Source organism: Aeromonas rivuli (assembly GCF_000820045.1).
Taxonomy (GTDB): Bacteria; Pseudomonadota; Gammaproteobacteria; order Enterobacterales; family Aeromonadaceae; genus Aeromonas; species Aeromonas rivuli.
On the sequence record NZ_CDBJ01000067.1, the window covers coordinates 1 to 22,232 of the forward strand.

The window sequence follows — 22,232 nt, forward strand, 5'->3', positions numbered from 1 at the left end:
TGTAGCCGCGCGGGTGAAATGATCACTGTGAGCTAGTGAATCGATCACAGTGAATAGTGATCAATACACTAGGGCGCGGGGGAGGTGAGAGATAACAAGGGGCCGTAATGGCCCCTTGTGCATATCAGGTTTGCAGGATGCTTACTGGGGCTTTGCAGGCCAGTTGATGGTGTCAGGGTATGACGGTTGCTGGTCGATTTTAGAGAGCTCTACCCGGTAGGTCTTCCAGGCGATGAGCTTTACCTGATCGTCATCAGATGGATCACTGATGATGGCCGGATCGAGAGCATCAACCAGAACAGCTATCTCCTGACTCGCCTCACTCATCAAGTATTGTCGCTGATAGAGTGCCTGCTCAATCAACCAGGCGTCTTCTTGTTCATCATCCTTTACCCATGCCCCCAGTAGCTCATCCCACACGTCGAACTGAGATGAAGGGGGGATCAGGGTCAACGTTGATGGCAGTACGCCAAGGGTATCGATCACGACTTCCTGACGAGTTTGCTTGTTGTATGCCGTTTGGCCCCGGTAGTCATCAACAAGTTCCCAAGCGCCATCCTGACGGACGATCGCCTTGCCTGGCTCTGCCATCATTGGCTGATCAAGATATGCCCCGGCAGATAGCCCAGTGCCAATCGATATCCACACCTCCTGACTGGTCAGGTACTCGCCAGTTTGCGGTGAGGCAACATAGACCAGTTCCCAGCCAGAGGCAGATGCAAACCCATCAATACCCCAAGTTACGCGCGGTTCGTTCATTATGCTGCCCTCACTATGTAGTTAAATGCGATGTTGCGGGGCCTATATTCTGGGGCAGTTGGAGTAACCGACGCAGTGTTGAGATCGACCCTTGAATAACGAGCAGTCACGCCTCCAGACGCATTTACAAGACTGCTCGTTGAAATCGTTTTACTTAACACATTGTTTGCTCCAGAAAAAACTCCACTAAAGACATCTGTACCTCCATATGCGGCTGCCTGATCAACAAACGTAAATGACCCTGTTAAAGCTCTAGCCGCATCACCTTGAGCAGAGCGTAACGCCCTTCCCGGATCCACTCCTCGTCCGTTATCCCAACCACGTATCCATTCCGCCCGCATGTCTGGCAGAACCAGCGCGGGATAAGCCAGCGCCAACAGCGGGTAAGTGGTTGCACTAAACGACTGCCCCGTCATCGCCAGGAACCCATCAGGAGGCACGGCCGTCGGCCAGGGGATAGGGGCACCAACGGGATAGGCACTAAATGCCAGCGCCTGCATCGCCTTGGACAACTGAGCATGGTCTGCCTTATCTGGCGTAACCCCTGCCAGGGTGAGCACGTTGAGCATCTCATCGGTGAGCATATTGAACCATTCACCGCCAGGAATGCTGGGCTGTTCGCCGCCGCCTCCTTCGGTGAAATAGAGGCGGGTTAACGACTGCACCGGCGGGATCGCGGGTGGAGAGGCAACGCCGGAGTCATTATCTAGCCAGTACATGGTCAGACCTCATAGATGTATTCATAGGTAAAGCCGCCCAGCTTGTAGCGGGACAGGGTGCATTCAAGCAGGATGGCCGACTGAGTTTTCAGGGGGGTAAGTACGTTATCCGTGACGCGAAAACGGCCATCAGGCAGGCCATAAACAACCACTTCGAGGGTGTATCGCCAGCGGTTCGGCCAGATGGGATAGAGCACATTGCGCTGCACGTGATGGGGGAAGTGCTCGCGCACTTCGACGGTGAACCCCAGCGCCAAGGCCAGCGCCTCAATCTGCCAAGTCTGCAAACCACCTTTACGGTGATATTTCTCGACCACGGCCGCACGGCGGCTCTCAAAGGTCTGATTAGGGACGGCGCACTCTGGCAGCCCAAGGTATTGCTCCCAATCCGGCAGCAACTGGACGGTGGTCTCTGGCCGCATCTCCAGCAGTAGCTGGTCGGCACTGAGTTCAGTATCGACCAGACGCTGAGCGAACCCTTTGACGTACTGCGACAGATTGGATTCAGGATCGCGCGGCCAGGCCCGACCACGGGGCATCTGTTGCAGCAGGGCTTCATGCCATTGCTCTACAGGGTGGGCCATGTGATCACCCCGACGACGTTCAATTCATTGCTAGCGGCGGGCACATCCGCTGCCAGATCCAGGCTGTAGTTATTCACTCCGGTCGCCGAGCCGATGGCGGTGCGGATTTTGGATAACAGTAGCGGCTGGTTCGGGGCCAAGGTGCTCTGATAACCACGCACATTGGCCTCTATGGCGAGGCGAATATCCGCATTATCAGGGATGGGGGTGATGGCCAGATCGGTGCTCTTTAAGGTGAGCCCAATATCAACTGACTCGATGCCACCGGGGCGACCAACCAGCACACCCGTGGCAGGGTCGGGATGGCGGAACAGGTAATCCTGCATGGTCGTCTGGTCTGTGGGGGTGGGCAGAATGTCGTTCCGGTCATCATAAACCCAGGCTATCCCCACGGTGCTGCCGCCATACCAGGCGTCATAACACCATGCACGGGTCACGCCTGCGACCTCCCGCATCCAGGCCACATAGTCATGTACGGCGCCACCCAGTGACGGGTTACGCTTGCGAAACAGCAAGCGTTCCAGCAACTGGGCGATGGGTTCTATATCGGCACCGCCGCTGATGGCGCCGCTGGTACCGTTGGATTGCAGACCGGGCACGGGGGTAACCAGGGTCAAGGCTTCACCCGCCGCCATATTTCCCGCTGCCCCTGCCACGCTGGCTTGCAGCTGCACGGCGACCGTACCCCCTGCTGGGCTGGCGCTCGCGGTCACGGTGTACTGTCTGCCGTCCTTGTGAGATAGCACGGTACCCAGAGGGGCTGGCACATTGCCATTGAGGGTGGCAGGGCCTGCGGCATAGGTCGCCTGCTTGCGGATCACCCCTTCATATTGGGCCAGCTCGATGATGGTCTGGTCATCTGACTCGGTGGTGGGGATGATCTGGCGCACTATCCACATCTGGTGATCGTAGAGGTCGCGCTGGCCCGCAGACACTGCCGTATTGAGCGCCAGTTCAATGCCAAATTTTGGCAGCACGGTATCCAGGTTGGATTCGATATCCAGCTGGCCACTGGCGGTAATCTGTCGCAGCGTCGGGACGTTATAGGGCATTAGCTTGCGCCTCCCACCGCTTTTTGATGCTGATGGTCATCTCGGATCCGTCTGGTCTGGTAATGGCGATGTCGAGTTGGAGCAACTGGAACTGGGGGATGGAGCCGGTCACGACCACTTGCTTGGCGTAATCGGGCTTTAAATGGCGTTCAAGGGCGGTTTGCGCATAGGTCACCGCCTTGTTACGCACATCGGTGGTGAGCTTGGAACGCTCCAGCAGCCAGAGCTTGCTGCCCCAGGGTTCATCCGCGAAGGTGTCGCCAATCCAGCCTCGCCTATCGTCGGTGCCATCGGGCAGCACGTCCGATTCATCGGCACGGGCATCGGTGAACAGGATCTGGAATACCAAGGTTGCGAGGCCATCATCCTGACGCAAACCGGCCGAGGTGATGTCGATATCCCCTCGGCCGGTTTCGTTGTTCCAGATGATGGCTGTGGTCATTGCCCCTCACACGGGGGCGCCAACCCCCTCTTCATGGTCATGGCCGCTCAATGAGATATCACCCGCCATCACATCCTCGTCAGAGGTGATGGGGCCGGTAACATGCAGCGGGCCTTGGATTTCGGTATCAGAGGATATGATGGTGAATTTTTCGGTGGCGGTGAGAGTGACGGCTTTCGCCTCAATGGCGATGGTTCCATCTTTGAGTAGCAGGATGCGATGCCCCTCCAGATGGTACAGGCAGTTATCCCCTGCTTCCAAGTCGGTGGGTCGCACGGACTTGTCTTCTACTACGATGGCCACCAGGCCAGCACGGGCACCGCCTATGCCCAGCACCACGGCCTCAGACCCCGCAGGCGGAACGGAAGAGTGGCCATAATTTTGGAAGCGTTCTACATCATCTGCCCCTTCATCGGCCAATACCTTGAGCTGAAGGTTTTGCCGTTGCAGGGCATCGTTCACCAGGGTAACGACGGCGCGGTCGGCAATCAGACGAAGGCGACGCGCAAGCGGGGCGAGCAGCTTTTGCACATCACGAATGGTTACCATGTGGTCACCTCTTTGGTCTGTTTCTTGGCGACTTCCACCGGGATCAACATGGCTTCCCTCGGCATCAAGTTGATGATGGCCTCACGGCCGTTCTTGTCGTCTTCCATCAAGGAGACGGTAACAATCAGCCAGCTCTCATCCAGGCCCTGGATCTCGTCCTTGATGGGGCAAATGCGGTTGATGCGCCAGATCGGGCCGCTGCTGCCTTCTATCCCCTGAGTGCGCCACCCGGCGACGGTGATCTCGGTCTGAGTACCTTCGCCGATGCTGCGCTGTTTCTGCCACTGGCCGCGCTTGCTGGCACCGGCCACGGTGGTGACATCTTCGGCGATGATGATGCGGGGGCGATAGCGAGTAACCGCGGGATCGGTAATGGTGGCTTTCTGGCCGCCGAGGGTGGCTGGGGCCGTATTATCCCAGGTTGCGCCGCCGCCGTAGCTGCTGCCTTTTACAATCCATTCCGAGGCCCGATCGCGCATGCTGAACTGGCCACGGGCAGCCCCGATGTTCTCGCCCAGGATGAGGCTGGCCCCCATAGGGGTCTCGCTGGCCTGGGTCAGCACCAATTGCCCCAATTCGTTGGTGGTGAGCAAGATCCCGCGCTGCTTGGCCAAGCGGTCGAACAGCTCGAAGCAGGTCTCCCCCTGCTCAATGGTCACCCGAGGGAACGCCGCCCCCAGATCGCACTCGACCAGCACCTCTATCCCGAATGGTTGGCAGATATCGCGGGCAACTCTGTCCAGCGTCACGCCCTGCCATTGACCGCTCTTATAGATGGCCGAGCAGTCCACCAAGTCGCTGGTCTTGCTGCGGCCACTGACCACCCAGCTGACCTCTTTGGCGTCATAGCTGGGGATGAAGTCATCGATATAGCCGGTCAGTACCAGGTCAGTGCCGATATGCACGGTGCAGGCACTGCCCTCGCGGATCGCCATCGCCTTGGCATCGTTCCATTTGCGGGTCAGGCTCAGCTCGAAATCGCCGGCGACGTCGCGCAAGCTGCGGGTGATGCGCACCTTCTGCCATCCCTCATAGAGCTGGCCATCGACACGCAGGGTGATCGGTTCAGCCATTGGCAACCTCGTCAATTACTGCCACCTGAGTGCTGGGGGTGATGAAGGCAGGATCGCGCAACTTGTTCGTGCTAACCAGTCGATCCCGGTACTCGGCATCGCCATACTGCTGCCAGGCGAGCAAGGCGACTGGTGTCGTGGTGGCTAGGGTCAGCACGCGGCGACGTGGCAATTGGCTGCTGCGCTCGCGGCTGTCGTTCAGCACTGCCAGGCGCAAGTCACGCAAGCTGCGCCACAGATCACTCTCATTGTTCTCTACGGCATCCATGGCCAACAGCGCAAGCCGGTCGGCTAGCTTGTTGGTGATGGATTGCAAGTCATCGGCGGTGAGCAGCAGATTGCGATCGGTGCCCACCACACCATCCATCACCACAGGGCGGCTTAACGGATTATTGGCCTGATCGCCGGTAAGGGACTGACCAATAGTGACGGAGCCCACTTGCTCAGCGGTGAAGTCACGATCCTGACCAAGGTCGGCGCTGGCAATGGCACTGCCCGCCGCCGTGGCGCTGGCCCGGTGAACCAATTTTGTGAAGGTCTGGCCGTTGGCCAAGGCAGCATCGCGCTCAGAGGGGGTATCGATGTTCGGTACCGATGAAGCAATCCCGGTGCTGGCATTGCTGTTGATGCTGGTTGGCAGACCGCCAGTGATGGCTAGCTCGGCGCGCATCCCTTCCCAGCGACGGCTTACCTGGTCATAGACCGACAACGCTCGGATAGGGTCAGTCACCACCGACTTCACATCTTCGACGATACCCGTTATCTCGCGGGCCAACTCACCAGGATAGGCCAGCAAGGCGCCCACGCTGTCCTTGGTGCGCATCAGGCGATCTGTCCAGTCACGGAACTGGTCTGGCAGTGTTGGCAGGCCACGGGTGAACTCATCCAGATCGTCGAGGAAGGTATCCACCATGGTGCCCATGTTATCGAGGCCAGTGATGAAGTTATCCAGGAAGGATTGCTCGGCGGCACCTTGGGCCAACCCCGCCGCATTGCCCAGGGTGGCAGCGGTATCGATGGCAGCGGATGGGAACAAGCGCGTGCCTGCCTCCCACACGGTGAAGGTGACATAGGCCACCCCGTCCTCTTCATTGTCCAGGCGGTGGCTAACCTCGCCCACCTGCACAGTGCGCACACCCCACCAGGGGTGGATCATCTCACCGGTACCGGGCTGGTTCAGGGCATCGAGCAGGGTGCGCAGTTGGGCCAGATAGTCTTTGCCGACCAGCTTGCCGGTGATCTGTTCGTTAGTGAGGATAGCGCCGTTGTCTTCGGTCCAGCCGCTTTCACGCTTAGGGTACTCGCGGGGGATGGCACGGCGTCCGCCTTTGCCATCGACGGTGTTTAGCAGAAATTCAACGCCCCGGACTGAGGCGGTCAAACGCTCTTCAAAGCTCATTCAAAGCCTCCTTACGGCATCAGTGACGGGCCGGTATCGATGTTCACCTTGAGCCCAGGGGCGGTGTCGCGGGTACGGACGGTGATGCGATCATCGCTGACCTTGATATCGAGGGAGGCGGCCAAGTTGTCAGGACGTGGGCTGGCAGTGATATCCCTGGTGAAAAAGGCCTTCATCTCGTCAAAGACATCGAGCAGGCCGGGGGCGGCCAGAGAGGCCGGGGCAGGAATGCCAAGCAGACCGGCATTGCTGCTTGCATCTTTGGCCCGTTCGGCGGCCCGTGACACTGACACGGGGCTAAATTCAGGTACCAGGGTGGCGGCGTAAGTGATGGTGGCCAACTCGGCCAAACCAGCCAGGCCAAAGCGGGATTTGGGCGCCGCAGGTGCAGGGGAACCTGGCTTGCCAGGCTCGATACCCGGCACATCGCCAGGGCCCATGCCGCCACCCAACCCACCGCCTGGCATATTGACCACATAGACAGGGGTCGCGCCGAGATCGGCCATGGCACCCCCCATCCCACCCGCACCACCCTTACCGGGCTTGGCAGCATCCCAGACGCCCTTTGTCCAGCGCACCGCATCCACCCCCTTCTTGACGGCGACCAGGCCGCCGACCACCAGGGCGATGTTCTTGCCGATTTCCAGCCAGTTTTGTACGGCATCCGGCTCCAGGCTGTTGATGGCGTCAGCCAGTTCGGCGACAGGGCCTGCCAACTGTTGGTTAGAGAACTGGTTCCAGCTGTTGCTGACCAGTTGCAGGCTGGCGGCAAAGTCAGAGGCAGCCACGGAAGCATCGTTGAGGGTGGTGGTACCATCGCCGGATAGACCAAGGAATTTGTCGAAGGCTTTGACATCGCCAGTCTGGACGAACTCGGCGATTACCGGCTTGAGTGCCCGCTTGGCTTCGTCGGTAAGATTCAACCCAGCCAGGTTGCTCGATAGGCCTTTTGACTTGGTGACGATCTCTTCAATCAGCACCGGCAGGGAGCGCATCACCTCTTTGCCCTGCTTGAGCTGCTCGGGATCGAATACATCGATATTGCCCAGCTGCTTGAGCTTCTTGACGGTCTCGGGGCGGGTGATATCGCGGATGATGGACTCGAAGGCGGTGACGGCTTCGGCATCAGACCCAACGCCTTGTCTGATGACCTGAAGAGCGGCCCCCAATTCAATGACGGCATCGGTTCCCTGGCGACCTGTGGCGGCATAAGCGGCAAAGATCTTGGGGCCCTCTTTGGCCATGTTGCCCAAGGTAAAGGCCCCTTCCTTGCCTTGCAGGTTGAGGGTATCGATGGCCCGCATGGCCGCTTCGCTTGAATCAATAGCAAGTTTTCGGAACTCGGTGAAGATGCCGCCGACTTCCAACCCCCCCGCACCGGTTGCCTGGATAACGGCAGCGATATTGGGCAGGTTGGCGATGGCGTATTCCAGGTCGCCGGTCTTGGTCAGGATCTCTTCGATGGCGGCCGTTGCCTCGCTTGGGTCGATGCGGATGCCCCGGGTGCTGGACACGGCATTGATCTCATCCTTCAGCTCTTTGGCCTTCTCGCGGCTGATGTCGGCGGCAATGGCGATGCGGGAGATACGGCGGTCGAGCTGGGCATAGCCTCGCACCGCCGAGCCCCCGACCACGGCAGCCCCCAAGGCAACATAGCGATTCCCTACCGCATCGATACCCCGGCCAGCCGCTGCCGTAGTCATCCGCACCATGTTCATGGCCCGCTGATTATTGGCGGCGAACTGATTCATGCTCTGACCATATTGCCGCGCCTTATTGGCCAAGTTGCCAGCAAGGTTAATGACAATATCGGTAACGAGTTGCTTGCCCATGATGAACCCTATTTATTTCTTCGGCTGGAGAGCTTGCTTTAATTGGTCGAAACGGCGCAGCAAGTGGCGCAATGGCAAATTTTTCAGCTCGGCTGTGGGGATATATTTGCTCATGGCCAACATGATCCCCATGACCGGGTCAGCCAGCTGAATGAGATCGCCCCCGTTCTGCCAATGCCTCGGCCAACGCCATATCCAACTCCTGGGCTTTGCTTTGCAATAAACCGAAATCATCGACGTGCAATTTCTTCAGCACTTTGATATCGAGCGGGCCCTTGAACTCGCCGATATATTCCACCTGGCGGCCGAGCAGGTTCAGGCCATAGAGCACATCGCTGGTGTAAGCGACCGCCTTGCCGTTCTGCACCACGACCTTTTCGGCTTCGAGTTGGGCATCAATCAGGTCAGCGGAGGTCAGTTCACGCAGGCCGACGTCACGATAAAGGAGCGGCTCATCGCCGCTCCCCATCGCCTTCAGCCCGTGTTCGAGTTGGAAGGTGATCAAGGCCATGGTCAGATCCCCACGACTTTGTCGCCGAAGAAGGTGGCGGCAATGTCGCCACTGTCTTCACGCAGGGTGGCCGGTTCGTTGGTACTGGCTTGGGTCATCATGTAGCTGACCCCGTTATCGCCTTCCCAGGTCATGGTCACGTTCTCCATGGCGTTGATCTCCATGACGTCCACGTCTTCATCGGCTGCGATGACCAGCTCGATGCTGGGCGGGGAGTACTTCTGGCTCTTACCCCATACCTTGCCGGGCCCCGTGTGCTGGGTGCGGGTATAACCACCCGGATTGAGCGTGGCGCCGCCCTTGGTCTTGAGCTGCTTGTTGTTGTTAGTGCGGATGGTTACTTCACCCAGGATTTGTCCCATGGGGTTCTCCTTACAGTTTGAACTGGATCAGAGCTGCGAAGACGCGCAGCTGGTTGACAACGTCCGGGTGGCAGACGCAGTTGAGGCGGTTCTGGTCGGGGCCGTCTCGATAGACATCCAGGGTCTCTTTGAACAGGTCATAGTTTTCCATCAGACCTTCCGTCACCCAGTCGAGCGCCACTTCCAGAATGGCCTGCTTCATCAGCTTGGGCGTCACCACCGGCTGCGCCGGGTCAATTTGCGCCAGCACGTTGTCATGGGCCAGCTTGTGGCGCGGGTAACGGTTGGTGACCATCACTTTGATGTCGTAACGCATCTTGCCCAGGGTGGCCGGGGTGGTGATGTCCAGGTAAGAGGGATCCGGGTCGCCGTAGGCGTTTTCCTGGTACATAGAGACTTCGCGCTCGATGGCCACTACGTCGCCGGGCTGGATCTGGTAAGTGGCTATGCCGGATTTGAGCAGGTTATTGCGCTCGTCAAAGGCGAAGCGGTCGGCTTTGGCCGGGGCCAGGATGCCGGGCAGCACCAGAGTTTGCAGCGGTCGCGCCGGGTCGATGGCCAGATGGTAGGCGGCGATGCCGCAATAGCTGGCCGCGAACTCCCAGCTGGGGCTCGGTGACTTGCTGGTACCCAGGCAGGAGAGCAGGAAGTCGTTGCGCCCTTCACCAAAGGTAATGGTCTCGCCATAGGTGCCCCGGAAGGCGGTATAGGCGATGGCCTCGCTCATCTTGAGCGGCCCCCAACGTTCGAGCAGCTCGTCACGCAAGGTGTTGAGGCTGGCCGTGTCGCTGAACGGCATCATGATGTGGTTGTACCATTCGTCCGGCATGGCCGCGATGACGCTGGCGATATCGGGGGCGCCAGATCCACCGGTCATGGCCACGGTGGTGATGGTGATCCCAGAGGGCAGCTGTTCGCCCGCGTAGTAGTTATGACGCAGGTCGATGTCATTGCCGGTCAGGCCCTTCCACTTGGCGGTGATGTTGACCTTGGCGGTATCGGTGCCATCCACGGCAGCCGTCACCGGCAGGTTTTTGGCGGCATTGATGGCGGCGGCCACGTTGGTGGCGATGGTGGCAGCCGTTGCCGCAGCAATCACTCCGACTTGCAGCGACTGACCGGCGATCAGCAACGAGAGGGTGCCCGCCAGGGAGGCGGACCCGGCAAAGGTATAAGACCCCAGCGCTGCCGCACCCGCCGTAATATCGCCGATGGGCAAGGCAAAGGTGCGGGTGTAGCTGTTGGCCTTGCGGTAGCGCTTGGCAGACAGCGCCATCATGGAGCCGACACCGAACAGCGCATCGATGGCCGAGTCGCTGACCGGCACTTCGACCACCTGGAGTGGGGTGGCGGTACCGGCATCGCCGCCGGTGTTGATCATCTGACCGAACAGCATCACGTTCTGATCCTGGGCGAGGTTGCCGCTCAGGGCCTGCGAGTTGTCGATCTCGATATAGACGAGCGGCACGCGCACGTCATTGGGGATGGTTCCGAAAGCCATGGTCACTTCTCCACTTTCTTGTTGGTGGCCTTGGCGGCCGGTTTGACGTGCTCGACATCGCCATCGGCGAGCCTTTTCAGCCAGAAGCTGGTGCGCGGTACCCGCTCACCCTCGGCGGCCAGCTTGCTGCCATCCGGCTTGCGGATGGTCAGTCCCTGTTTCGGTTTCAGATGCAGTTCCATCAACTCTCCTATGGGGTTGGGCCTGGCAGGGTGATATCTGCCTCGCAGACGGGGGCGCCATCGGTTTGCTCTGCCCGCCAGTTGAAGCGCAAGAAGTCATCCAGGGTGGCGGGGTCTATGGGGTCATCCAGCGGCCAGTCTTGCAGCCATGTTACGGCCCAGATCGCCACCCCCTTCTTGTTGGTCTGGATGGAGTAAAGGTTGCGAGCTTGTACCGACTCAGGCGCTTTCTTTGCTCCCTTGCCAACCCAGCCACCCTTTATCATCAGGGCTTTGGCCAACCGGCCAGCAATGACCTCAGCCCGCTGGTCTTTTGCATACGCCCACAGATCGGCGCAGAACACATAGGCGGCGAATTCAACAGTGCCAACCAGTTCATTGCCTTGGTTCTCCATCTTGGGGATCCGCAAAGCGGCGATGCGCACCCCGCCATCTTTGTTGCTCATCCATTCGCCAAGCTCTTCAGCCTTGTCGAACTGGCCGATATGGCGCTCCACGGCCTGGACCCGGTCAATCCTGCGATCGGCGCCGGGGCCGCTCGCTTCCAGGTAGGGTTTGAGGTACTGCACCACCCCTTCGCAGGCGCTGACGGTACTGCCGATGGTGCCAAAATCCGGGCGGCTCATAGGCCTGCCTCCTTCATCACGTCTTGCCAGAAGTCGCCAATCACGGCGAGCAGCTCGGTCTGGTTATCGCTGGAGAGGCCCAGATATTCGCGCTGGGGGATCTCCATCATCCTGGTAAAGCTGCCGACTGACTGATAGACCGGGAACTTGAGCGCCTTGCCGAACGCCTGGGTGATACGGCGGATGTGGGCTGGCACCTGCACGGCGCCACTGAACCCATCCTGATGCACCCCGGCATAGGCCAAGGCCGAGCCGACCCGCACGCTGCTGCGCTGCACCTGGTACTCGATGCTATCGAGCAGATCGCCGTCACCTTGCAGCAGGCTCTGGTTGCCGTGGCGAGTCTTGGCGTAATCCGCTGACCAGGGCGCCCAGGGCGTACCGTCCGGGGCGGTCTTCTCGTCGCTGATGCGGCGGCGGGTCTGGCTTTCTGCCACGGCGCCAATGCTTTCGAGCAGCTCTGCCTTGTAGTCGTTGCGGCCCAGGGTATCGAGCAGGCGCTGATAACGTGCCAGCTCGACACCACGGGTCTCGACCTCGACCGAGATACTCATCAGAGCACCCCACGCAACGAGTTGCGGGTGAACAGCCGCTCGTTCTCTTGCACCAGCTCCACCTTGCCAACGGCGCCCTCTGGCGGCTGGTCAGGGGTAGGCAGGCCCAGATCCACCTTGCCAGCCGCAATCTCTTTCACCTTGGCGATGGCTCTGTCGTAACGCTCTTGCAGCAGGGTGGTGACCTGGTTATCCCGATCACCCAGCCAATAGAAGGCGATGACGATAGCCTGACGCTTGAGCAGGTCAGGCACGGTCGGCAGCGGCAGCACATAGCGACGAGACAGGTAGCCGTTGATCTCGTCATCGGCGGTGGCCAATGCCTCATCGATCCAGGTGTCGTTGAGGGTGTCGGTAGACCGGTCGAGCGCGAAGTTATAGAGCATCGAGCCGTCGCGGGTTTCCAGATCCTGTTTCGTCGCGTAGATGGCCATCAGTTACTCCTTGATGTAGCTGCCGACCAAGGCTTGGCCTGAAACAGAAGAGGCCAGTGCCAACAGGCAACCCGCTGCGTTTTCCAGCAGTTTCGACACCTCTTTATCACCCCCTCCGCCGAGTTCATTGACCAACGGCATCAACTCGTTCTGCATTTGGCCAATGATGGAGTTGGTGGTTTTCATCAGCTTGTCGATATTGACCAGCGTTACCGCTGGTAACGTGACGGCGGCCGCTTGTTCTCTGATGTCCATGACTACGCCCCCACTACTTCGATTTCGGTGCAGACCAGCCAGGGATCGCCATGCACGCGCTTGGCCTCTTCCTGGGTGAGGTAGCAGCACGGGATCTCGCAGTCGTGGTCGTGCGGCACATTGGCCTTGTCGCTCACCACAAACACCCGGGTCGCACTGGAGTGGAGAAAGTGCACCTGGCAGCGCCAGAAGCCAGCAGGCGACTTGGCCTTGACGTCGAACTGACCCAGCAACCACTCGGCGTTGACTTGGTTGGCAGCGGCTTGTTGTTCTGCTTCCAGGCGGGCGGCTTCGGCAGCCTGCTGTTCCGCTGCCAGGCGGGCGGCTTCGGCGTCAGGGTCTACCAGTACGGTCCCGTCTTCTTTCTGTTTGGGCTGCGCTTGCGCCAGCTCGGTACCTGCGCCCACTGTTGCAGCTGCCAGCTGCTGGCTTTTGTCGGCCTCTGGGGCCTTAGCGTTGACTTTGCGAACCATGTTCAATGCTCCTGTAAAGGGTCGGTAAAGGCGGTTTACACCACCGATATCAGGGTTTGCCGGGTGGCCTGTTCGGCAATCAACAGCACTGCCGTGGCCGTGAATGAGCCGTTGTTAGAGCGGATCACCGGCTTGGTACCGTTGGTGACGATGCCGCCGCCAGCGTCGATGGAGAAGAAGGTGGCCAGGGTGACGGTGTCATCGGTCACCTGGACATCCCGACTTGCCACCAGGCGGTTGCCATTGGTGCCGATAAAATCCAACTGCATCGAGCGCTGGGCCGAGCCACCAGACCAACTGCCGATCAGGTTGAGCTTGAAGGCCAGGCTGCTGTCGCTATTGAAGGCGTTCAGCTTGTCACTGGTGGTGTTAAAGAACGGGGCCAGAGTGCCGAACTGCGGCGTGGGCAGACCTTTTAACCAGGCAATCAAATCCCGGTTGGTATCTGCTGCCAGCAAAGCGGCGGCACCAGACAGGCCTGACCAAAACACCTCGCTCTTCTTGCGCTTGGGCGCCTGGTAGACGAACGCCTTCCCGAATGGCATGGCTTAGCCCTCTGTCACAACCAGCACGCCGCCGCCCGGCAGGGCCAGCCGGGCGTACAGGTTCTGGGGCGGGTCAAAGCTCCATGCCTCACGCTGTTCACGACCGAGGGTGTGGCCGACGGTCACGCTGGGATCAGGCAGCGACGCATCGGTGCGATACAGCACTATCTGACCGGTCTGGTTTTCCAGGGTGCCGCTGCCCACTGCGGATACCAGTACCCAGGCGGTGGCGGTCGGTGTCACGGTCGTGGTGGCCATGGCGGTTCCTTAGAAGTGGGTCGGCTGAGTGATGGCGCGCTCCAGCCACATCTGGCCGGATTGCAACAGACGCTGGGCCTCGTCCAGTGCCTGCATGGGCTCGCTGACGGTGCTGTGGGGCACCTGCGGATCGGGCTGAGCAGCCACCTGGGCGCGCAGTTGGATCAGCAGGGTGCGGGCTTGCTCGCCATGAGCACGGAGCAGGCCCAGCAGTTCGTTCTGATTTTCCATTGCTATGTCCTGGTAATGGCCTGGGCTTCGACGCTTTGAAGCTCTACCCAGGCCGGGGTGGTTACATCAGATGACCGGTCACACCAGGTAAGGGCTGACCACGATCTCGACGTTGTTGTAGTAGATGTTGCTCTCGCCGCTATCGAGGAACTCGCGCTTGATCAGCTTGCGGGCAGCCGCCTCGTTGCTCGGGCCGACGACCAGCACGCGGGCCATGGTGCCAATAGGGGTGCCGTTGGACTTCTTCATGCTGGCCAGCTTGGTCTTGGCTGTTTCGAAGTTCGCTTCATCCAGCACAGCCTTGGAGCCGATAGCAGTCTGTGGGAAACCAAAGCCGTAGCCATGACGACCATCAACCCCAGCCGCAAACTTGTTATTGAACCAGGTGTATTCGCTGGTTGCGTTCATGGTCTGGAAGTCGAAGGGGCGGCGTTCCTGGAACACGATGGGCTTGACCACCTGCATATCGTCGATGACGAACCAGGGGGAACCGGTATCGGTACCTGGAGTACCCACTACGTTCGAGAAAGTAGTGGCCGGGGTGGTATCCAGCGGATGGTCGGTGTCGAAGAAGTTTTGGCCGTCGTAGCAGAGGGTGGCGAAACCAGCAGCCAGCAGGGCATAGACATTCTTGTCGGGGAACAGCGCCGCTTCACGGCCAAAGTTTTCGGAGATGACCGAATACTTGCCGATCTGGTCGTCTTCCACGTCTTCACGCTTGATGACAACAGAAGACTCGAAGGTCTTGTTGAGGATCTGATAACCATGGCTTCCCACTTCGACCAGCTGGCGATTGGTCAACCACTCCTGGATGGCGGGCAAGTCTTTCAGCCAACCATAGAAGTTGGAGCTGCCTGCACTGGGCACCTGAGTAGCCACACGGGCCCATTGCGGGGTAATGGCACCCAGACCACGGGTGTAAGAGGCAGACATGGAGACGGTCAACGCCTCCAGAACTTGGGATTCGGTAAAGGCCATGATGGATTACTCCCCTTGTTTGGCTTTCATGGCTTGCTTGGCAGCCAGGAACTCTTCGGGCTTGTGGCCCATCTTGCGGCACAGTGCCAGTTCATCCGTGCTCAGCGCGCCAGCCTGCTCGGTGGTGGTCTTCACCACGCTGGCATCGGCGATGACCGGGGCGCTGGCCACAAAGGCGTTGAACTGCTCGACCCCGCCTTCGGCACGGCACATGCCCAGGAACATCTCTTTGTTGGCCGGGGCGATCTTGCCGGATGCGATAGCACCATCGACCAACGTGGCCAGCTTGGCCTCTTCGGTCTGTTTGACCTTGGTCTCGGCGGTGGTGGCGCGGTTGAGGGCCAGTTCGTAGGTCTCTTTCGGGACGAACTTGGTCAGATCAGGGCCGGTAGCGGCACGGTTGAGAGCCAGCTGATGATCGGCCTTGATGGTATTGATGGCGGTCAGTGCGGAAGCGATATCCGCATCTGCGCCCAGACCCAGCGCCTGGGTCAGTTCTACGGGCAAGGGCATTGGTGTTTCCTCACGGTTCAGTGCAGGGAGTTGATCGAGGTTGGGGTCGTTGGTCAGGGCTGCGCTGGTGATGCTTCTCACAACACCATTTGCGTCGTAGGTGAAACTCGGGGAGTAGAAGGCGTAATTCTTTGCCGCCAAAGCTCGCTCCCCGTCTTCGTTCCACTCAACCATGCCCCACACTTCGCCGTCGATATTCTGGAGAGCTTCGATCCAGCCATGGGCCGGAGCGGGCTTTCCCTGCGGGCCCAGGATGTGGGTGGCATGTTCAACATCGAATGGACGTTTCTTGGTGAACGAGGCCACCACGGCATCCGGGTTGCTGTTGTTCCAGCTTCGCCCATCGTTACCACTGAATACCCCGGGGGGGATCAGCGGCAGCCAGACCTTCTCATCACGCACTTGCTGGCGTGACAGGTCAAAGCAGAGGGCTAGATAGGTTTTGGGCATTGCTCGCTCCGGTTACATGGCAACCTCCTGCCAGGTGGCGTCGGTTGGATTTGAAACATGTTGTGGGAATGAGCATGACGGCCAAGGGCGTGGCGGTGAGAGTGACGGATTTCGCCTTATGCGGCAGGGAATGCGAAGCGTGTGGGGAGCGAGCGAAAAAGAGGTAGTCAGTCAGTGGGGGAAGAGGAACAGCAGACCACAGGTTACCGGATCAATATTGGCTGGCAAGTCATGGCAGTGACAAACCAGCCTGAGCGCCACGGCGCAACCATTTATAAACCCCTTTTAAATCGCCGCCTGCTGCATTTGACTGGTTATTGCCATGCGCTGATAGCTTGAATTGCTCACAGCGGCGCTGAGAGCGTCTGGCGCATCTGTTTTTCTTTGGCGGCCAGGTCAGTTTGCAGGGCTTGCTGGCGACCCTTGCCGGGATTGTAGTTCCACCCTGGATCAATCCCACTCGGGAGCGTCTCGACTTCACCGGTGCGTTTGTTCACCCACTCCCTGGTGCCGTCATCCTGCGGGGCGAATTGATACCCGGCCTTACCTTCCAGCTTGGCGTATTCAAACTTGCTGATCTGGCGCACACCACAGGCGCAGCCCCAGCCATTTGGTGGCATGTGACTTTGCCACCAAGGATGATCCACGGGCAGGGTGATCCCCTGCCAGCTGACATGCAAGGCCCGATGTTCCCTGGATGGCCCAAGCGTATAGGTCAGATAAGGCATGGCCCGCTTGGTACGCTCGATGCGTTGCCACTGGCCAGCGGCGCGGGCGGTGCGCATGTTGGTGCGGTAAATGGTCTTCAATCGCCCCTCACTGCCCAGCTGTACCGGCTTGGTTTCGCCTGTCAGCGGGTCATCCATGGTCTGGATACCCCACCAACCGGACTTGACCAGGAGCGGTTTGATGGCTGCCTGGAACTGGGCAAAGGTCTGGCCCTGCTCCAGCGCCTGCTCGACCAAGGCCCGCACCTCGACCAGCAAGTCGGCATTGAGCATCTTGGCCACGGTGAAGGCGTTGCTGTGTTCCTCCTTCCACACGTCACGGTAGTCAAAGCCGGGCTGAATGCCCTTGGCCTTGAACCAGTCCAGCGCAGCTTGAGGCGGAAAGTCCGAGGCCTTTGGCTCAGGCATCTTGCGCATCCCCCATGCCACGCATCCTGAACAGATAATCGGCCAGCTGCGGGGTGAACTGCTCGGCGGTCAGTGTGTCTTGCAGCGCGAGCAACCCGGCGTTGAACTCTTCGAAGGTGGCGCTGTTGTCAGCCAGCTCGATGATCGGGTTCATGAAGTCATCGCCGCCCACCTCGACCCAGTCGCTCATGGCCTCCTCGGTCAGCTGCTCGATGGCCTGTTCGCTCGGCTGCTGGATGCGGTTGATGGCAAGGCGCTGGGGTTGCTGGCGGTTAAGGGCCAGCGGCTGCACGGCCTGCACCTGCATGGTGCTCAGCGGTTGCAGGGTGGCTTCATCCGGCTTGGGTGCCCCGAGCCCGAACTTGTCTTGCATCGCGCTTTCGCTGACGCGCAGGCCACGGTCAACCAGCGGCATCAGGCTATCGACCAGCAGCTTGAGATCTTCCGGCTCAGGTACTCGGATACAGACGCGGGGATAGGCCTTCTGCACACCCCAGTTCAGCACGATGAACGGCTTGACCAGGTACTCGTTGATGGTGGCTTCGAGCTGGCGGGCATCCCACTTGGCGATATCGAGGCGCACTTCGTTATGCACGGTGGCCTGGGCGCGACTGCTGCCATCGTCGGTGGTCATAGTCTGGCCGAGCACCGCCTTGCTGGTCTGTTCGTCAGCCCAGCGGGCCATGTTCTCGAACAGGGTATCGCCGCCGTTGCCTTTAGCCGTCTCGACCAGCTCGACCATCATGCTGTCGGGGATGATGGCCCCGGAGTCACTGGCGATGGTGGCGATGGCGTTCTTGAGGGTGGCGATCTGCTCGGGAGTGGCGTTCGGCCCGTACTTGCCCACCCGGATCGGGATACCGAACACCTCGGCAAACGCCCACCAGTCACGGATAGTGAACGACTTGAGCATATACATGACGGCGCAGAGACGGGTCAGGCCGTTGCGCCAGATGCTGCCTGACTTGGTGCGCGGCAGGTGGACGATGAACTTGTAGGGATCCAGCGGCTTGCCCTGGGGGGCGTCATCGCTAATCAGCAGGATCTTGCTCAGGGTGTCGGCATCGGGGCGCAGATAACGGGGGTCTACCCAGCTGTAATCATTCGGCGTCCAGCGGCCGCCGCTGGTGTCCCACAGGATCTGACACACCCCCATCCCCTTGCCAAGGCCATCGAGCAGGTCAAAGAACAGCTCTGGTATCTGGTCGCTTTCCATCAACTGGCGCACTTCGTCGGCCAGCTTCTTGTCGAAGGCATCATCACTGGCGGCCTCGACACTGGGCGGCAATGCAGCCACCGCCAGCTTGCGGGTACGCAAGACAGAGGCGTAATGCAGATCCCGCTCTTCGATCTCTTCGGCCAGAGTCATGTAGTCCTGGGGGTTGTTGCCATCGACCACCGATCGCAACAGGCCAGCGAGGCGCTGGGGGGTGATGGTGCTGGCCACCGAGTTGGGGCGCGGGTTGCGCACGCTGGTGATATGGGCATTGGCGATATTCTCGCTCAGCACCTTCTTGTCTGGCTTGATGGGGTTGCCCCGTGAATCGAGAATGGTGCTCACAGTAGTCCGCCTCCGTTACGCAGGCCACGGGTCAGGTTCATCTGCCGTTGTCCGTCGTTGTCTTTTTGTGGCGCACCGACTTTGGCGATGCGGTGCAATTCATAGATTTGGTTCTCGGCCCGGCTGGCCAGATAGGCCAGGAAGATGGCCACCGCGCTATCGCCGTGACGCTTGTTGCCATCACTGCCCTGGGTGCGGCTGTCGTCAATGCCGGGGGTACCCCGGTAGATCTGGATTTGCCCCAAGTCGGTGATGATGTCTTCGTGCCTGGGCAGCTCCAGCTCGTCATCTTCAAAGGTCGATTTGAAGCGCGGCATGTTTTCGCGATAGAAGCCGACCGACAGCATCACCTTCACCACCTCTTGGCCGTAGCGATAGGCCGCCTCTTCCGCGATATAGCTACCGTTACCGTTGGCATCCAGCCAGATACCATCGCGGCGCGGCAGGCGATCGCAGATGAAATAGAGCGCCTGCTCCTGCTGCTTGAACGGCACGTTCTTGAGCTCGACCAGGAAGGGCACCCGGCGGCGGGTGGTGGGCAGCACCTCAATAGGGGCGAATACCGTCAGGTCACCCGAGCGGGCGAAGTCTTCGCCCAGGGCGTGGCGGTTGGTGCGATCTAGCTTCATCAGCTCGGGGAAGACTTCGGCCTCCAGCCACTCCTGCATCTCGGCGTTACGCTCCGATTCGCTGGCCGCGTTGAAGGCGGCCGAGCCGGTGAAGCGCAGCACGGGGCCATCACCACAGGCGGCCCGTTCACGCAGGCCACGGCTGATATAGGCACCGCCGCCGCTCTTGGGCTCGCAGTAGTATTCCTCCCGGGCGTCTTCTTCGGTGGCGGTGTCTTTGAGCAGGTTGCGCAACCACTCGTCTTGCTGTTGCTGGCTCCACTCCTTCTTGGTGACTTGGCAGATCCGGCGATAGAGACCCTCGTTGATGGCCGTCTCGATGTCGATGCGGTGCACGCTGTAACGCTTCTTGCCAGCGCGGCTGTCCTGGATCAGGGTGTTGAACTGGTTCTCGATGCCGTTGTGGGTCGAGATGATGCGCGCCTTGCTGCCCCACATGGTCAGCGCCAGCGCAGCCTTGAGGATGGCGGCCAGCTCCTTGTGGAAGGCCCCTTCATCGATCACCACGTTGCCCTGCATCCCCCGCAGATTGCTGGGGTTCGAGCTGAGCGCCTTGATCTTGAAGCCGCTGGCGAAGTTGATGACATAGACCAGGATGTCTTTGTCTTCATCGGCCAACGCCTCTTCGCTGACTTCACCGGCGGCGCAGTTGTAAGCGCGGGCCCACATGGCGCAGGCGTCGATAAACTCGCGGGCCATGTCTTTGGTGGTGCCGACATAGAAGGTGTCACAGCCGCCCGCCTGTGCCGACATCGAGCCAGTCAGCGCGGCATCGGCTGCCTCTGCCCAGGTAAGCCCGGTTCGCCGCGACTTCTCGGCAATCTTGAGCGGTGAGGTATCAGCAATCCAGCGCTTCTGATATGGCAGCAGCACCTCATTGGGATTGAACTGGCCGCCGATGATGGCGGCCGCTGACTGATTGCGCAGGGTGTTCTCTGCTGAGGTTAAGTGGCTCATCACGCAATCCCCAATATCTGATTTTTGATGTCCGCAGCCGTCTCGGCTGAGAGCCCTGCCGACTTCACAATCTTCTCGGTCTTGGCGGCCACCTCGGCGGCGAACGCAGCGCGGATCTCTTTCTCCACCTTGTGGCTGGTCATGGCGGCCTGCTCCACCCGCTGGATCACCAGGGCGAGTTGGCCCAGTGATTTGGGGTCAACCATCTTGCCCTCTTCCCCGTCGCTGGCATCCATCATTTTCATGGACGTTTCAAAGGCCATGGTGCGCACGAACTCCTGGAGCATCTTGCCGACCTCGGAAGTGGGGGCTTGACCAAGCTTGGTGGTCCATACCTCGGCCACTTCACGGGCCTGCTGCATACGGCTGCCTGCCACCTCCATCCGCTTGGCGAAGCGATTGAGGCCGGTGCGGCTGATCTGCTCTTCTGGCGGCAAGCCAGATTCCAGGATGAGCTGGTTCACCTCTTCCAGGATGTCTTTCTGAGACATAGAGCCAGAGCGCAGCATGGCCGCCAATTGGCTGCGGATGTCGTCAGGCAGTTGCTGGATCTTGCTCTTGGTGTTCTTGGTCTTGGTCATCACCACGCCTCCAAACTTTCGGCCCATGGAGCGAGATCGACAGTCTGTCCAGCCAGCTCATGGGTGCAATCGCCCAGGTATTGGATGCGTCCGTCGGTGACGAATGAGTGACAAACCTTGGACACCTTGGTCTGCACTATCTCACCGTTGTAGATTTTATCGGCCATCTCCAGATCGGCGCAGGGCGGCTCCCACTGGTCCCATTGAACGAGAACAGACGGAGTGAAGGTTGGGCGCTCGTAATTGCCGTTAAAACTCCATCTCGGTCTGGGGCCAACGCCAACGTTGATGATGTGAGGCGCGTTGCACCCTTTGCAGAAGAATGCCAGCGTGCCTTCGCTGGCCGATGCCAATACTGGAGAGAGGGTTATAAATTCACTCATGCTTCTGCTACCTCAACAGCTTGTCAACGAGCGGGGCCGTGCAGCCCCAGAGCGCATAGACGGGATCGCCGACGATGGGCAGGGCCAGCAGGTAGCCCACGGCCATCATGCAGGCGATATCCAGCAGGCGGGCTTTCATGCGTGACCCAACCGGCGTGCGCGGCGGGTGGCCCGCCTGGCCTTGGCCTGACGCTGCGCCTGCTTGACGGAAGGCAAACCGCCATTGAAGGCGGGGCGGTAACGGCTGGCGCGTTTTATTTTCCGAACGTGAAGTTCGATAGCCTCGTCCAGTGAGGCGGGGCCTCGCCAATTGCGGATCATCAGCGGGCTAAACCCGCCAAGCCCTCCCAGCACAAGGGCAACCAGGGCGCTTTTCATCTTCATCATCAGATCCCTCATGGTCACACCGGACGCGGTTTTTTGACGCCATCGACCACGGCCTGGCCAGTGGCCACGTCGTCACCCCGGCCAGTCAGCTTGGCCACCAGGGTCTTGCCCACCTCTTCCACCGTCAGCAGGCCTTGCTCCTCCAGCCAGCGGAGGTGGTTGCGCACTACATCGCGGCTACAGCTATGGCCATAGGTTTCCAGGCACGAATCCAGGATCGATTCGTTGGCCGAGTAGCCAGCCATTTCCCGCAAGCTGCGCAGGATCAGCAGGCGCTGATCCGACACTACAAACTCTCTCATCGACGTCATATAAC

At 59.9% G+C, this 22,232-nt stretch carries 32 protein-coding genes; 1 reads left to right on the forward strand and 31 read right to left on the reverse strand.

Features of this window, described 5'->3' with window-relative positions; all coding sequences use genetic code 11:
* Positions 1-141: 141 nt before the first annotated feature.
* The 23 genes from BN1130_RS15520 to BN1130_RS15630 form a co-directional block, all read right to left on the reverse strand.
* The gene (locus BN1130_RS15520) at positions 142-759 is read right to left on the reverse strand and encodes a tail fiber assembly protein (protein WP_042043047.1); all 618 of its coding nucleotides are present in this window, start codon (positions 757-759) and stop codon (positions 142-144) included.
* Entirely contained in the window at positions 759-1,478 is a 720-nt protein-coding gene (locus BN1130_RS15525) for a phage tail protein (protein ID WP_052448245.1), read from the reverse strand. Before BN1130_RS15525 ends, BN1130_RS15520 begins: the two co-directional genes overlap by 1 nt.
* Positions 1,479-1,480: 2 nt before the next feature.
* Positions 1,481-2,062, reverse strand: coding sequence for a YmfQ family protein (locus BN1130_RS15530; protein WP_042043048.1), 582 nt, complete (start codon positions 2,060-2,062; stop codon positions 1,481-1,483).
* A complete protein-coding gene (locus tag BN1130_RS15535; RefSeq protein WP_042043049.1) occupies positions 2,047-3,114 on the reverse strand; it encodes a baseplate J/gp47 family protein in 1,068 nt (355 codons plus the stop codon). Before BN1130_RS15535 ends, BN1130_RS15530 begins: the two co-directional genes overlap by 16 nt.
* Positions 3,104-3,556, reverse strand: coding sequence for a phage GP46 family protein (locus BN1130_RS15540; protein WP_042043050.1), 453 nt, complete (start codon positions 3,554-3,556; stop codon positions 3,104-3,106). Before BN1130_RS15540 ends, BN1130_RS15535 begins: the two co-directional genes overlap by 11 nt.
* A 6-nt stretch (positions 3,557-3,562) precedes the next feature.
* The gene (locus BN1130_RS15545; RefSeq protein WP_042043051.1) at positions 3,563-4,105 is read right to left on the reverse strand and encodes a phage baseplate assembly protein V; all 543 of its coding nucleotides are present in this window, start codon (positions 4,103-4,105) and stop codon (positions 3,563-3,565) included.
* Positions 4,099-5,178 (reverse strand): phage baseplate assembly protein, encoded by a 1,080-nt coding sequence (locus BN1130_RS15550; protein ID WP_042043052.1) that lies wholly within the window; start codon positions 5,176-5,178, stop codon positions 4,099-4,101. Before BN1130_RS15550 ends, BN1130_RS15545 begins: the two co-directional genes overlap by 7 nt.
* A complete protein-coding gene (locus BN1130_RS15555) occupies positions 5,171-6,577 on the reverse strand; it encodes a DNA circularization protein (RefSeq protein ID WP_042043053.1) in 1,407 nt (468 codons plus the stop codon). Before BN1130_RS15555 ends, BN1130_RS15550 begins: the two co-directional genes overlap by 8 nt.
* A gap of 11 nt (positions 6,578-6,588) precedes the next feature.
* The gene (locus BN1130_RS15560; protein WP_042043054.1) at positions 6,589-8,409 is read right to left on the reverse strand and encodes a phage tail tape measure protein; all 1,821 of its coding nucleotides are present in this window, start codon (positions 8,407-8,409) and stop codon (positions 6,589-6,591) included.
* A gap of 139 nt (positions 8,410-8,548) precedes the next feature.
* Positions 8,549-8,920, reverse strand: a complete 372-nt coding sequence (locus tag BN1130_RS15565) for a phage tail assembly protein (protein WP_042043055.1) — start codon at positions 8,918-8,920, stop codon at positions 8,549-8,551.
* 2 nt (positions 8,921-8,922) lie between these two features.
* Positions 8,923-9,282 carry a phage tail tube protein gene (locus BN1130_RS15570; protein WP_042043056.1) on the reverse strand — a complete coding sequence of 120 codons (360 nt, stop codon included), beginning with the start codon at positions 9,280-9,282 and terminating at the stop codon, positions 8,923-8,925.
* Between the two features lie 10 nt (positions 9,283-9,292).
* Positions 9,293-10,783: a phage tail sheath subtilisin-like domain-containing protein gene (locus BN1130_RS15575; protein WP_042043057.1), complete on the reverse strand. Its 1,491-nt coding sequence runs from the start codon at positions 10,781-10,783 to the stop codon at positions 9,293-9,295.
* Positions 10,784-10,785: 2 nt separating this feature from the next.
* Positions 10,786-10,965, reverse strand: coding sequence for a DUF2635 domain-containing protein (locus BN1130_RS15580; protein ID WP_042043058.1), 180 nt, complete (start codon positions 10,963-10,965; stop codon positions 10,786-10,788).
* 8 nt (positions 10,966-10,973) lie between these two features.
* Positions 10,974-11,591, reverse strand: a complete 618-nt coding sequence (locus BN1130_RS15585) for a hypothetical protein (RefSeq protein WP_042043059.1) — start codon at positions 11,589-11,591, stop codon at positions 10,974-10,976.
* Positions 11,588-12,145, reverse strand: coding sequence for a phage virion morphogenesis protein (locus tag BN1130_RS15590; RefSeq protein ID WP_042043060.1), 558 nt, complete (start codon positions 12,143-12,145; stop codon positions 11,588-11,590). Before BN1130_RS15590 ends, BN1130_RS15585 begins: the two co-directional genes overlap by 4 nt.
* Positions 12,145-12,579 carry a gp436 family protein gene (locus tag BN1130_RS15595; protein WP_042043061.1) on the reverse strand — a complete coding sequence of 145 codons (435 nt, stop codon included), beginning with the start codon at positions 12,577-12,579 and terminating at the stop codon, positions 12,145-12,147. Before BN1130_RS15595 ends, BN1130_RS15590 begins: the two co-directional genes overlap by 1 nt.
* A gap of 3 nt (positions 12,580-12,582) precedes the next feature.
* Positions 12,583-12,834 carry a hypothetical protein gene (locus tag BN1130_RS15600; RefSeq protein ID WP_042043062.1) on the reverse strand — a complete coding sequence of 84 codons (252 nt, stop codon included), beginning with the start codon at positions 12,832-12,834 and terminating at the stop codon, positions 12,583-12,585.
* A 2-nt stretch (positions 12,835-12,836) separates the two neighbouring features.
* Positions 12,837-13,307 carry a hypothetical protein gene (locus BN1130_RS15605; RefSeq protein WP_042043063.1) on the reverse strand — a complete coding sequence of 157 codons (471 nt, stop codon included), beginning with the start codon at positions 13,305-13,307 and terminating at the stop codon, positions 12,837-12,839.
* A gap of 35 nt (positions 13,308-13,342) precedes the next feature.
* Positions 13,343-13,852: a tail needle knob protein gene (locus BN1130_RS15610; protein WP_042043064.1), complete on the reverse strand. Its 510-nt coding sequence runs from the start codon at positions 13,850-13,852 to the stop codon at positions 13,343-13,345.
* A 3-nt stretch (positions 13,853-13,855) separates the two neighbouring features.
* Positions 13,856-14,110 (reverse strand): hypothetical protein, encoded by a 255-nt coding sequence (locus tag BN1130_RS15615; protein WP_042043065.1) that lies wholly within the window; start codon positions 14,108-14,110, stop codon positions 13,856-13,858.
* A 9-nt stretch (positions 14,111-14,119) separates the two neighbouring features.
* The gene (locus BN1130_RS15620) at positions 14,120-14,341 is read right to left on the reverse strand and encodes a hypothetical protein (protein WP_042043066.1); all 222 of its coding nucleotides are present in this window, start codon (positions 14,339-14,341) and stop codon (positions 14,120-14,122) included.
* A 78-nt stretch (positions 14,342-14,419) separates the two neighbouring features.
* Positions 14,420-15,319, reverse strand: coding sequence for a Mu-like prophage major head subunit gpT family protein (locus tag BN1130_RS15625; RefSeq protein WP_042043068.1), 900 nt, complete (start codon positions 15,317-15,319; stop codon positions 14,420-14,422).
* A 6-nt stretch (positions 15,320-15,325) separates the two neighbouring features.
* Positions 15,326-16,282, reverse strand: coding sequence for a phage protease (locus tag BN1130_RS15630; protein WP_042043069.1), 957 nt, complete (start codon positions 16,280-16,282; stop codon positions 15,326-15,328).
* Between the two features lie 174 nt (positions 16,283-16,456).
* Here BN1130_RS15630 and BN1130_RS22350 point away from each other — a divergent pair, with 174 nt between their 5' ends.
* Positions 16,457-16,621 carry a hypothetical protein gene (locus BN1130_RS22350; RefSeq protein ID WP_157014048.1) on the forward strand — a complete coding sequence of 55 codons (165 nt, stop codon included), beginning with the start codon at positions 16,457-16,459 and terminating at the stop codon, positions 16,619-16,621.
* Between the two features lie 5 nt (positions 16,622-16,626).
* Here BN1130_RS22350 and BN1130_RS15635 read toward each other — a convergent pair whose 3' ends face one another.
* Genes BN1130_RS15635 through BN1130_RS15665 form a run of 8 tightly spaced genes read right to left on the reverse strand, consistent with a single transcriptional unit; the run spans position 16,627 to position 22,227 of the window.
* Positions 16,627-17,418, reverse strand: coding sequence for a phage head morphogenesis protein (locus BN1130_RS15635; protein WP_042043108.1), 792 nt, complete (start codon positions 17,416-17,418; stop codon positions 16,627-16,629).
* A complete protein-coding gene (locus BN1130_RS15640; protein ID WP_042043071.1) occupies positions 17,411-18,979 on the reverse strand; it encodes a DUF935 domain-containing protein in 1,569 nt (522 codons plus the stop codon). Before BN1130_RS15640 ends, BN1130_RS15635 begins: the two co-directional genes overlap by 8 nt.
* Positions 18,976-20,565: a terminase large subunit domain-containing protein gene (locus BN1130_RS15645; protein WP_157014049.1), complete on the reverse strand. Its 1,590-nt coding sequence runs from the start codon at positions 20,563-20,565 to the stop codon at positions 18,976-18,978. Before BN1130_RS15645 ends, BN1130_RS15640 begins: the two co-directional genes overlap by 4 nt.
* The gene (locus BN1130_RS15650; RefSeq protein ID WP_042043074.1) at positions 20,565-21,146 is read right to left on the reverse strand and encodes a DUF3486 family protein; all 582 of its coding nucleotides are present in this window, start codon (positions 21,144-21,146) and stop codon (positions 20,565-20,567) included. Before BN1130_RS15650 ends, BN1130_RS15645 begins: the two co-directional genes overlap by 1 nt.
* Positions 21,146-21,529 (reverse strand): ubiquitination-like system serine protease family protein, encoded by a 384-nt coding sequence (locus BN1130_RS15655; protein ID WP_042043075.1) that lies wholly within the window; start codon positions 21,527-21,529, stop codon positions 21,146-21,148. Before BN1130_RS15655 ends, BN1130_RS15650 begins: the two co-directional genes overlap by 1 nt.
* 7 nt (positions 21,530-21,536) lie before the next feature.
* The gene (locus BN1130_RS23070; RefSeq protein ID WP_269745815.1) at positions 21,537-21,668 is read right to left on the reverse strand and encodes a hypothetical protein; all 132 of its coding nucleotides are present in this window, start codon (positions 21,666-21,668) and stop codon (positions 21,537-21,539) included.
* On the reverse strand, positions 21,665-21,916 hold the full coding sequence (locus BN1130_RS15660; RefSeq protein WP_042043076.1) for a hypothetical protein: 252 nt from the start codon (positions 21,914-21,916) through the stop codon (positions 21,665-21,667). The genes BN1130_RS23070 and BN1130_RS15660 overlap by 4 nt, the downstream gene beginning before the upstream one ends.
* Before the next feature lie 14 nt (positions 21,917-21,930).
* The gene (locus BN1130_RS15665; protein WP_084218229.1) at positions 21,931-22,227 is read right to left on the reverse strand and encodes a VpaChn25_0724 family phage protein; all 297 of its coding nucleotides are present in this window, start codon (positions 22,225-22,227) and stop codon (positions 21,931-21,933) included.
* Between the last annotated feature and the right edge of the window lie 5 nt (positions 22,228-22,232).

Excerpts from the sequence above, each read along its gene's own strand:
- BN1130_RS15665 (WP_084218229.1), bottom strand. The coding sequence starts at position 22,227 with ATGACGTCGATGAGAGAGTTTGTAGTGTCGGATCAGCGCCTGCTGATC.
- BN1130_RS15520 (WP_042043047.1), bottom strand. The coding sequence starts at position 759 with ATGAACGAACCGCGCGTAACTTGGGGTATTGATGGGTTTGCATCTGCC.
- BN1130_RS15610 (WP_042043064.1), bottom strand. The coding sequence starts at position 13,852 with ATGCCATTCGGGAAGGCGTTCGTCTACCAGGCGCCCAAGCGCAAGAAG.
- BN1130_RS15635 (WP_042043108.1), bottom strand. The coding sequence starts at position 17,418 with ATGCCTGAGCCAAAGGCCTCGGACTTTCCGCCTCAAGCTGCGCTGGAC.
- BN1130_RS15625 (WP_042043068.1), bottom strand. The coding sequence starts at position 15,319 with ATGGCCTTTACCGAATCCCAAGTTCTGGAGGCGTTGACCGTCTCCATG.
- BN1130_RS15555 (WP_042043053.1), bottom strand. The coding sequence starts at position 6,577 with ATGAGCTTTGAAGAGCGTTTGACCGCCTCAGTCCGGGGCGTTGAATTT.
- BN1130_RS15600 (WP_042043062.1), bottom strand. The coding sequence starts at position 12,834 with ATGGACATCAGAGAACAAGCGGCCGCCGTCACGTTACCAGCGGTAACG.
- BN1130_RS23070 (WP_269745815.1), bottom strand. The coding sequence starts at position 21,668 with ATGAAAGCCCGCCTGCTGGATATCGCCTGCATGATGGCCGTGGGCTAC.
- BN1130_RS15570 (WP_042043056.1), bottom strand. The coding sequence starts at position 9,282 with ATGGGACAAATCCTGGGTGAAGTAACCATCCGCACTAACAACAACAAG.
- BN1130_RS15545 (WP_042043051.1), bottom strand. The coding sequence starts at position 4,105 with ATGGTAACCATTCGTGATGTGCAAAAGCTGCTCGCCCCGCTTGCGCGT.
- BN1130_RS15615 (WP_042043065.1), bottom strand. The coding sequence starts at position 14,110 with ATGGCCACCACGACCGTGACACCGACCGCCACCGCCTGGGTACTGGTA.
- BN1130_RS15535 (WP_042043049.1), bottom strand. The coding sequence starts at position 3,114 with ATGCCCTATAACGTCCCGACGCTGCGACAGATTACCGCCAGTGGCCAG.
- BN1130_RS15540 (WP_042043050.1), bottom strand. The coding sequence starts at position 3,556 with ATGACCACAGCCATCATCTGGAACAACGAAACCGGCCGAGGGGATATC.
- BN1130_RS15530 (WP_042043048.1), bottom strand. The coding sequence starts at position 2,062 with ATGGCCCACCCTGTAGAGCAATGGCATGAAGCCCTGCTGCAACAGATG.
- BN1130_RS15585 (WP_042043059.1), bottom strand. The coding sequence starts at position 11,591 with ATGAGCCGCCCGGATTTTGGCACCATCGGCAGTACCGTCAGCGCCTGC.
- BN1130_RS15560 (WP_042043054.1), bottom strand. The coding sequence starts at position 8,409 with ATGGGCAAGCAACTCGTTACCGATATTGTCATTAACCTTGCTGGCAAC.
- BN1130_RS15575 (WP_042043057.1), bottom strand. The coding sequence starts at position 10,783 with ATGGCTTTCGGAACCATCCCCAATGACGTGCGCGTGCCGCTCGTCTAT.
- BN1130_RS15605 (WP_042043063.1), bottom strand. The coding sequence starts at position 13,307 with ATGGTTCGCAAAGTCAACGCTAAGGCCCCAGAGGCCGACAAAAGCCAG.
- BN1130_RS15650 (WP_042043074.1), bottom strand. The coding sequence starts at position 21,146 with ATGACCAAGACCAAGAACACCAAGAGCAAGATCCAGCAACTGCCTGAC.
- BN1130_RS15525 (WP_052448245.1), bottom strand. The coding sequence starts at position 1,478 with ATGTACTGGCTAGATAATGACTCCGGCGTTGCCTCTCCACCCGCGATC.
- BN1130_RS15550 (WP_042043052.1), bottom strand. The coding sequence starts at position 5,178 with ATGGCTGAACCGATCACCCTGCGTGTCGATGGCCAGCTCTATGAGGGA.
- BN1130_RS15590 (WP_042043060.1), bottom strand. The coding sequence starts at position 12,145 with ATGAGTATCTCGGTCGAGGTCGAGACCCGTGGTGTCGAGCTGGCACGT.
- BN1130_RS15620 (WP_042043066.1), bottom strand. The coding sequence starts at position 14,341 with ATGGAAAATCAGAACGAACTGCTGGGCCTGCTCCGTGCTCATGGCGAG.
- BN1130_RS15655 (WP_042043075.1), bottom strand. The coding sequence starts at position 21,529 with ATGAGTGAATTTATAACCCTCTCTCCAGTATTGGCATCGGCCAGCGAA.
- BN1130_RS15580 (WP_042043058.1), bottom strand. The coding sequence starts at position 10,965 with ATGGAACTGCATCTGAAACCGAAACAGGGACTGACCATCCGCAAGCCG.
- BN1130_RS15565 (WP_042043055.1), bottom strand. The coding sequence starts at position 8,920 with ATGGCCTTGATCACCTTCCAACTCGAACACGGGCTGAAGGCGATGGGG.
- BN1130_RS15595 (WP_042043061.1), bottom strand. The coding sequence starts at position 12,579 with ATGGCCATCTACGCGACGAAACAGGATCTGGAAACCCGCGACGGCTCG.
- BN1130_RS15645 (WP_157014049.1), bottom strand. The coding sequence starts at position 20,565 with ATGAGCCACTTAACCTCAGCAGAGAACACCCTGCGCAATCAGTCAGCG.
- BN1130_RS15660 (WP_042043076.1), bottom strand. The coding sequence starts at position 21,916 with ATGATGAAGATGAAAAGCGCCCTGGTTGCCCTTGTGCTGGGAGGGCTT.
- BN1130_RS15630 (WP_042043069.1), bottom strand. The coding sequence starts at position 16,282 with ATGCCCAAAACCTATCTAGCCCTCTGCTTTGACCTGTCACGCCAGCAA.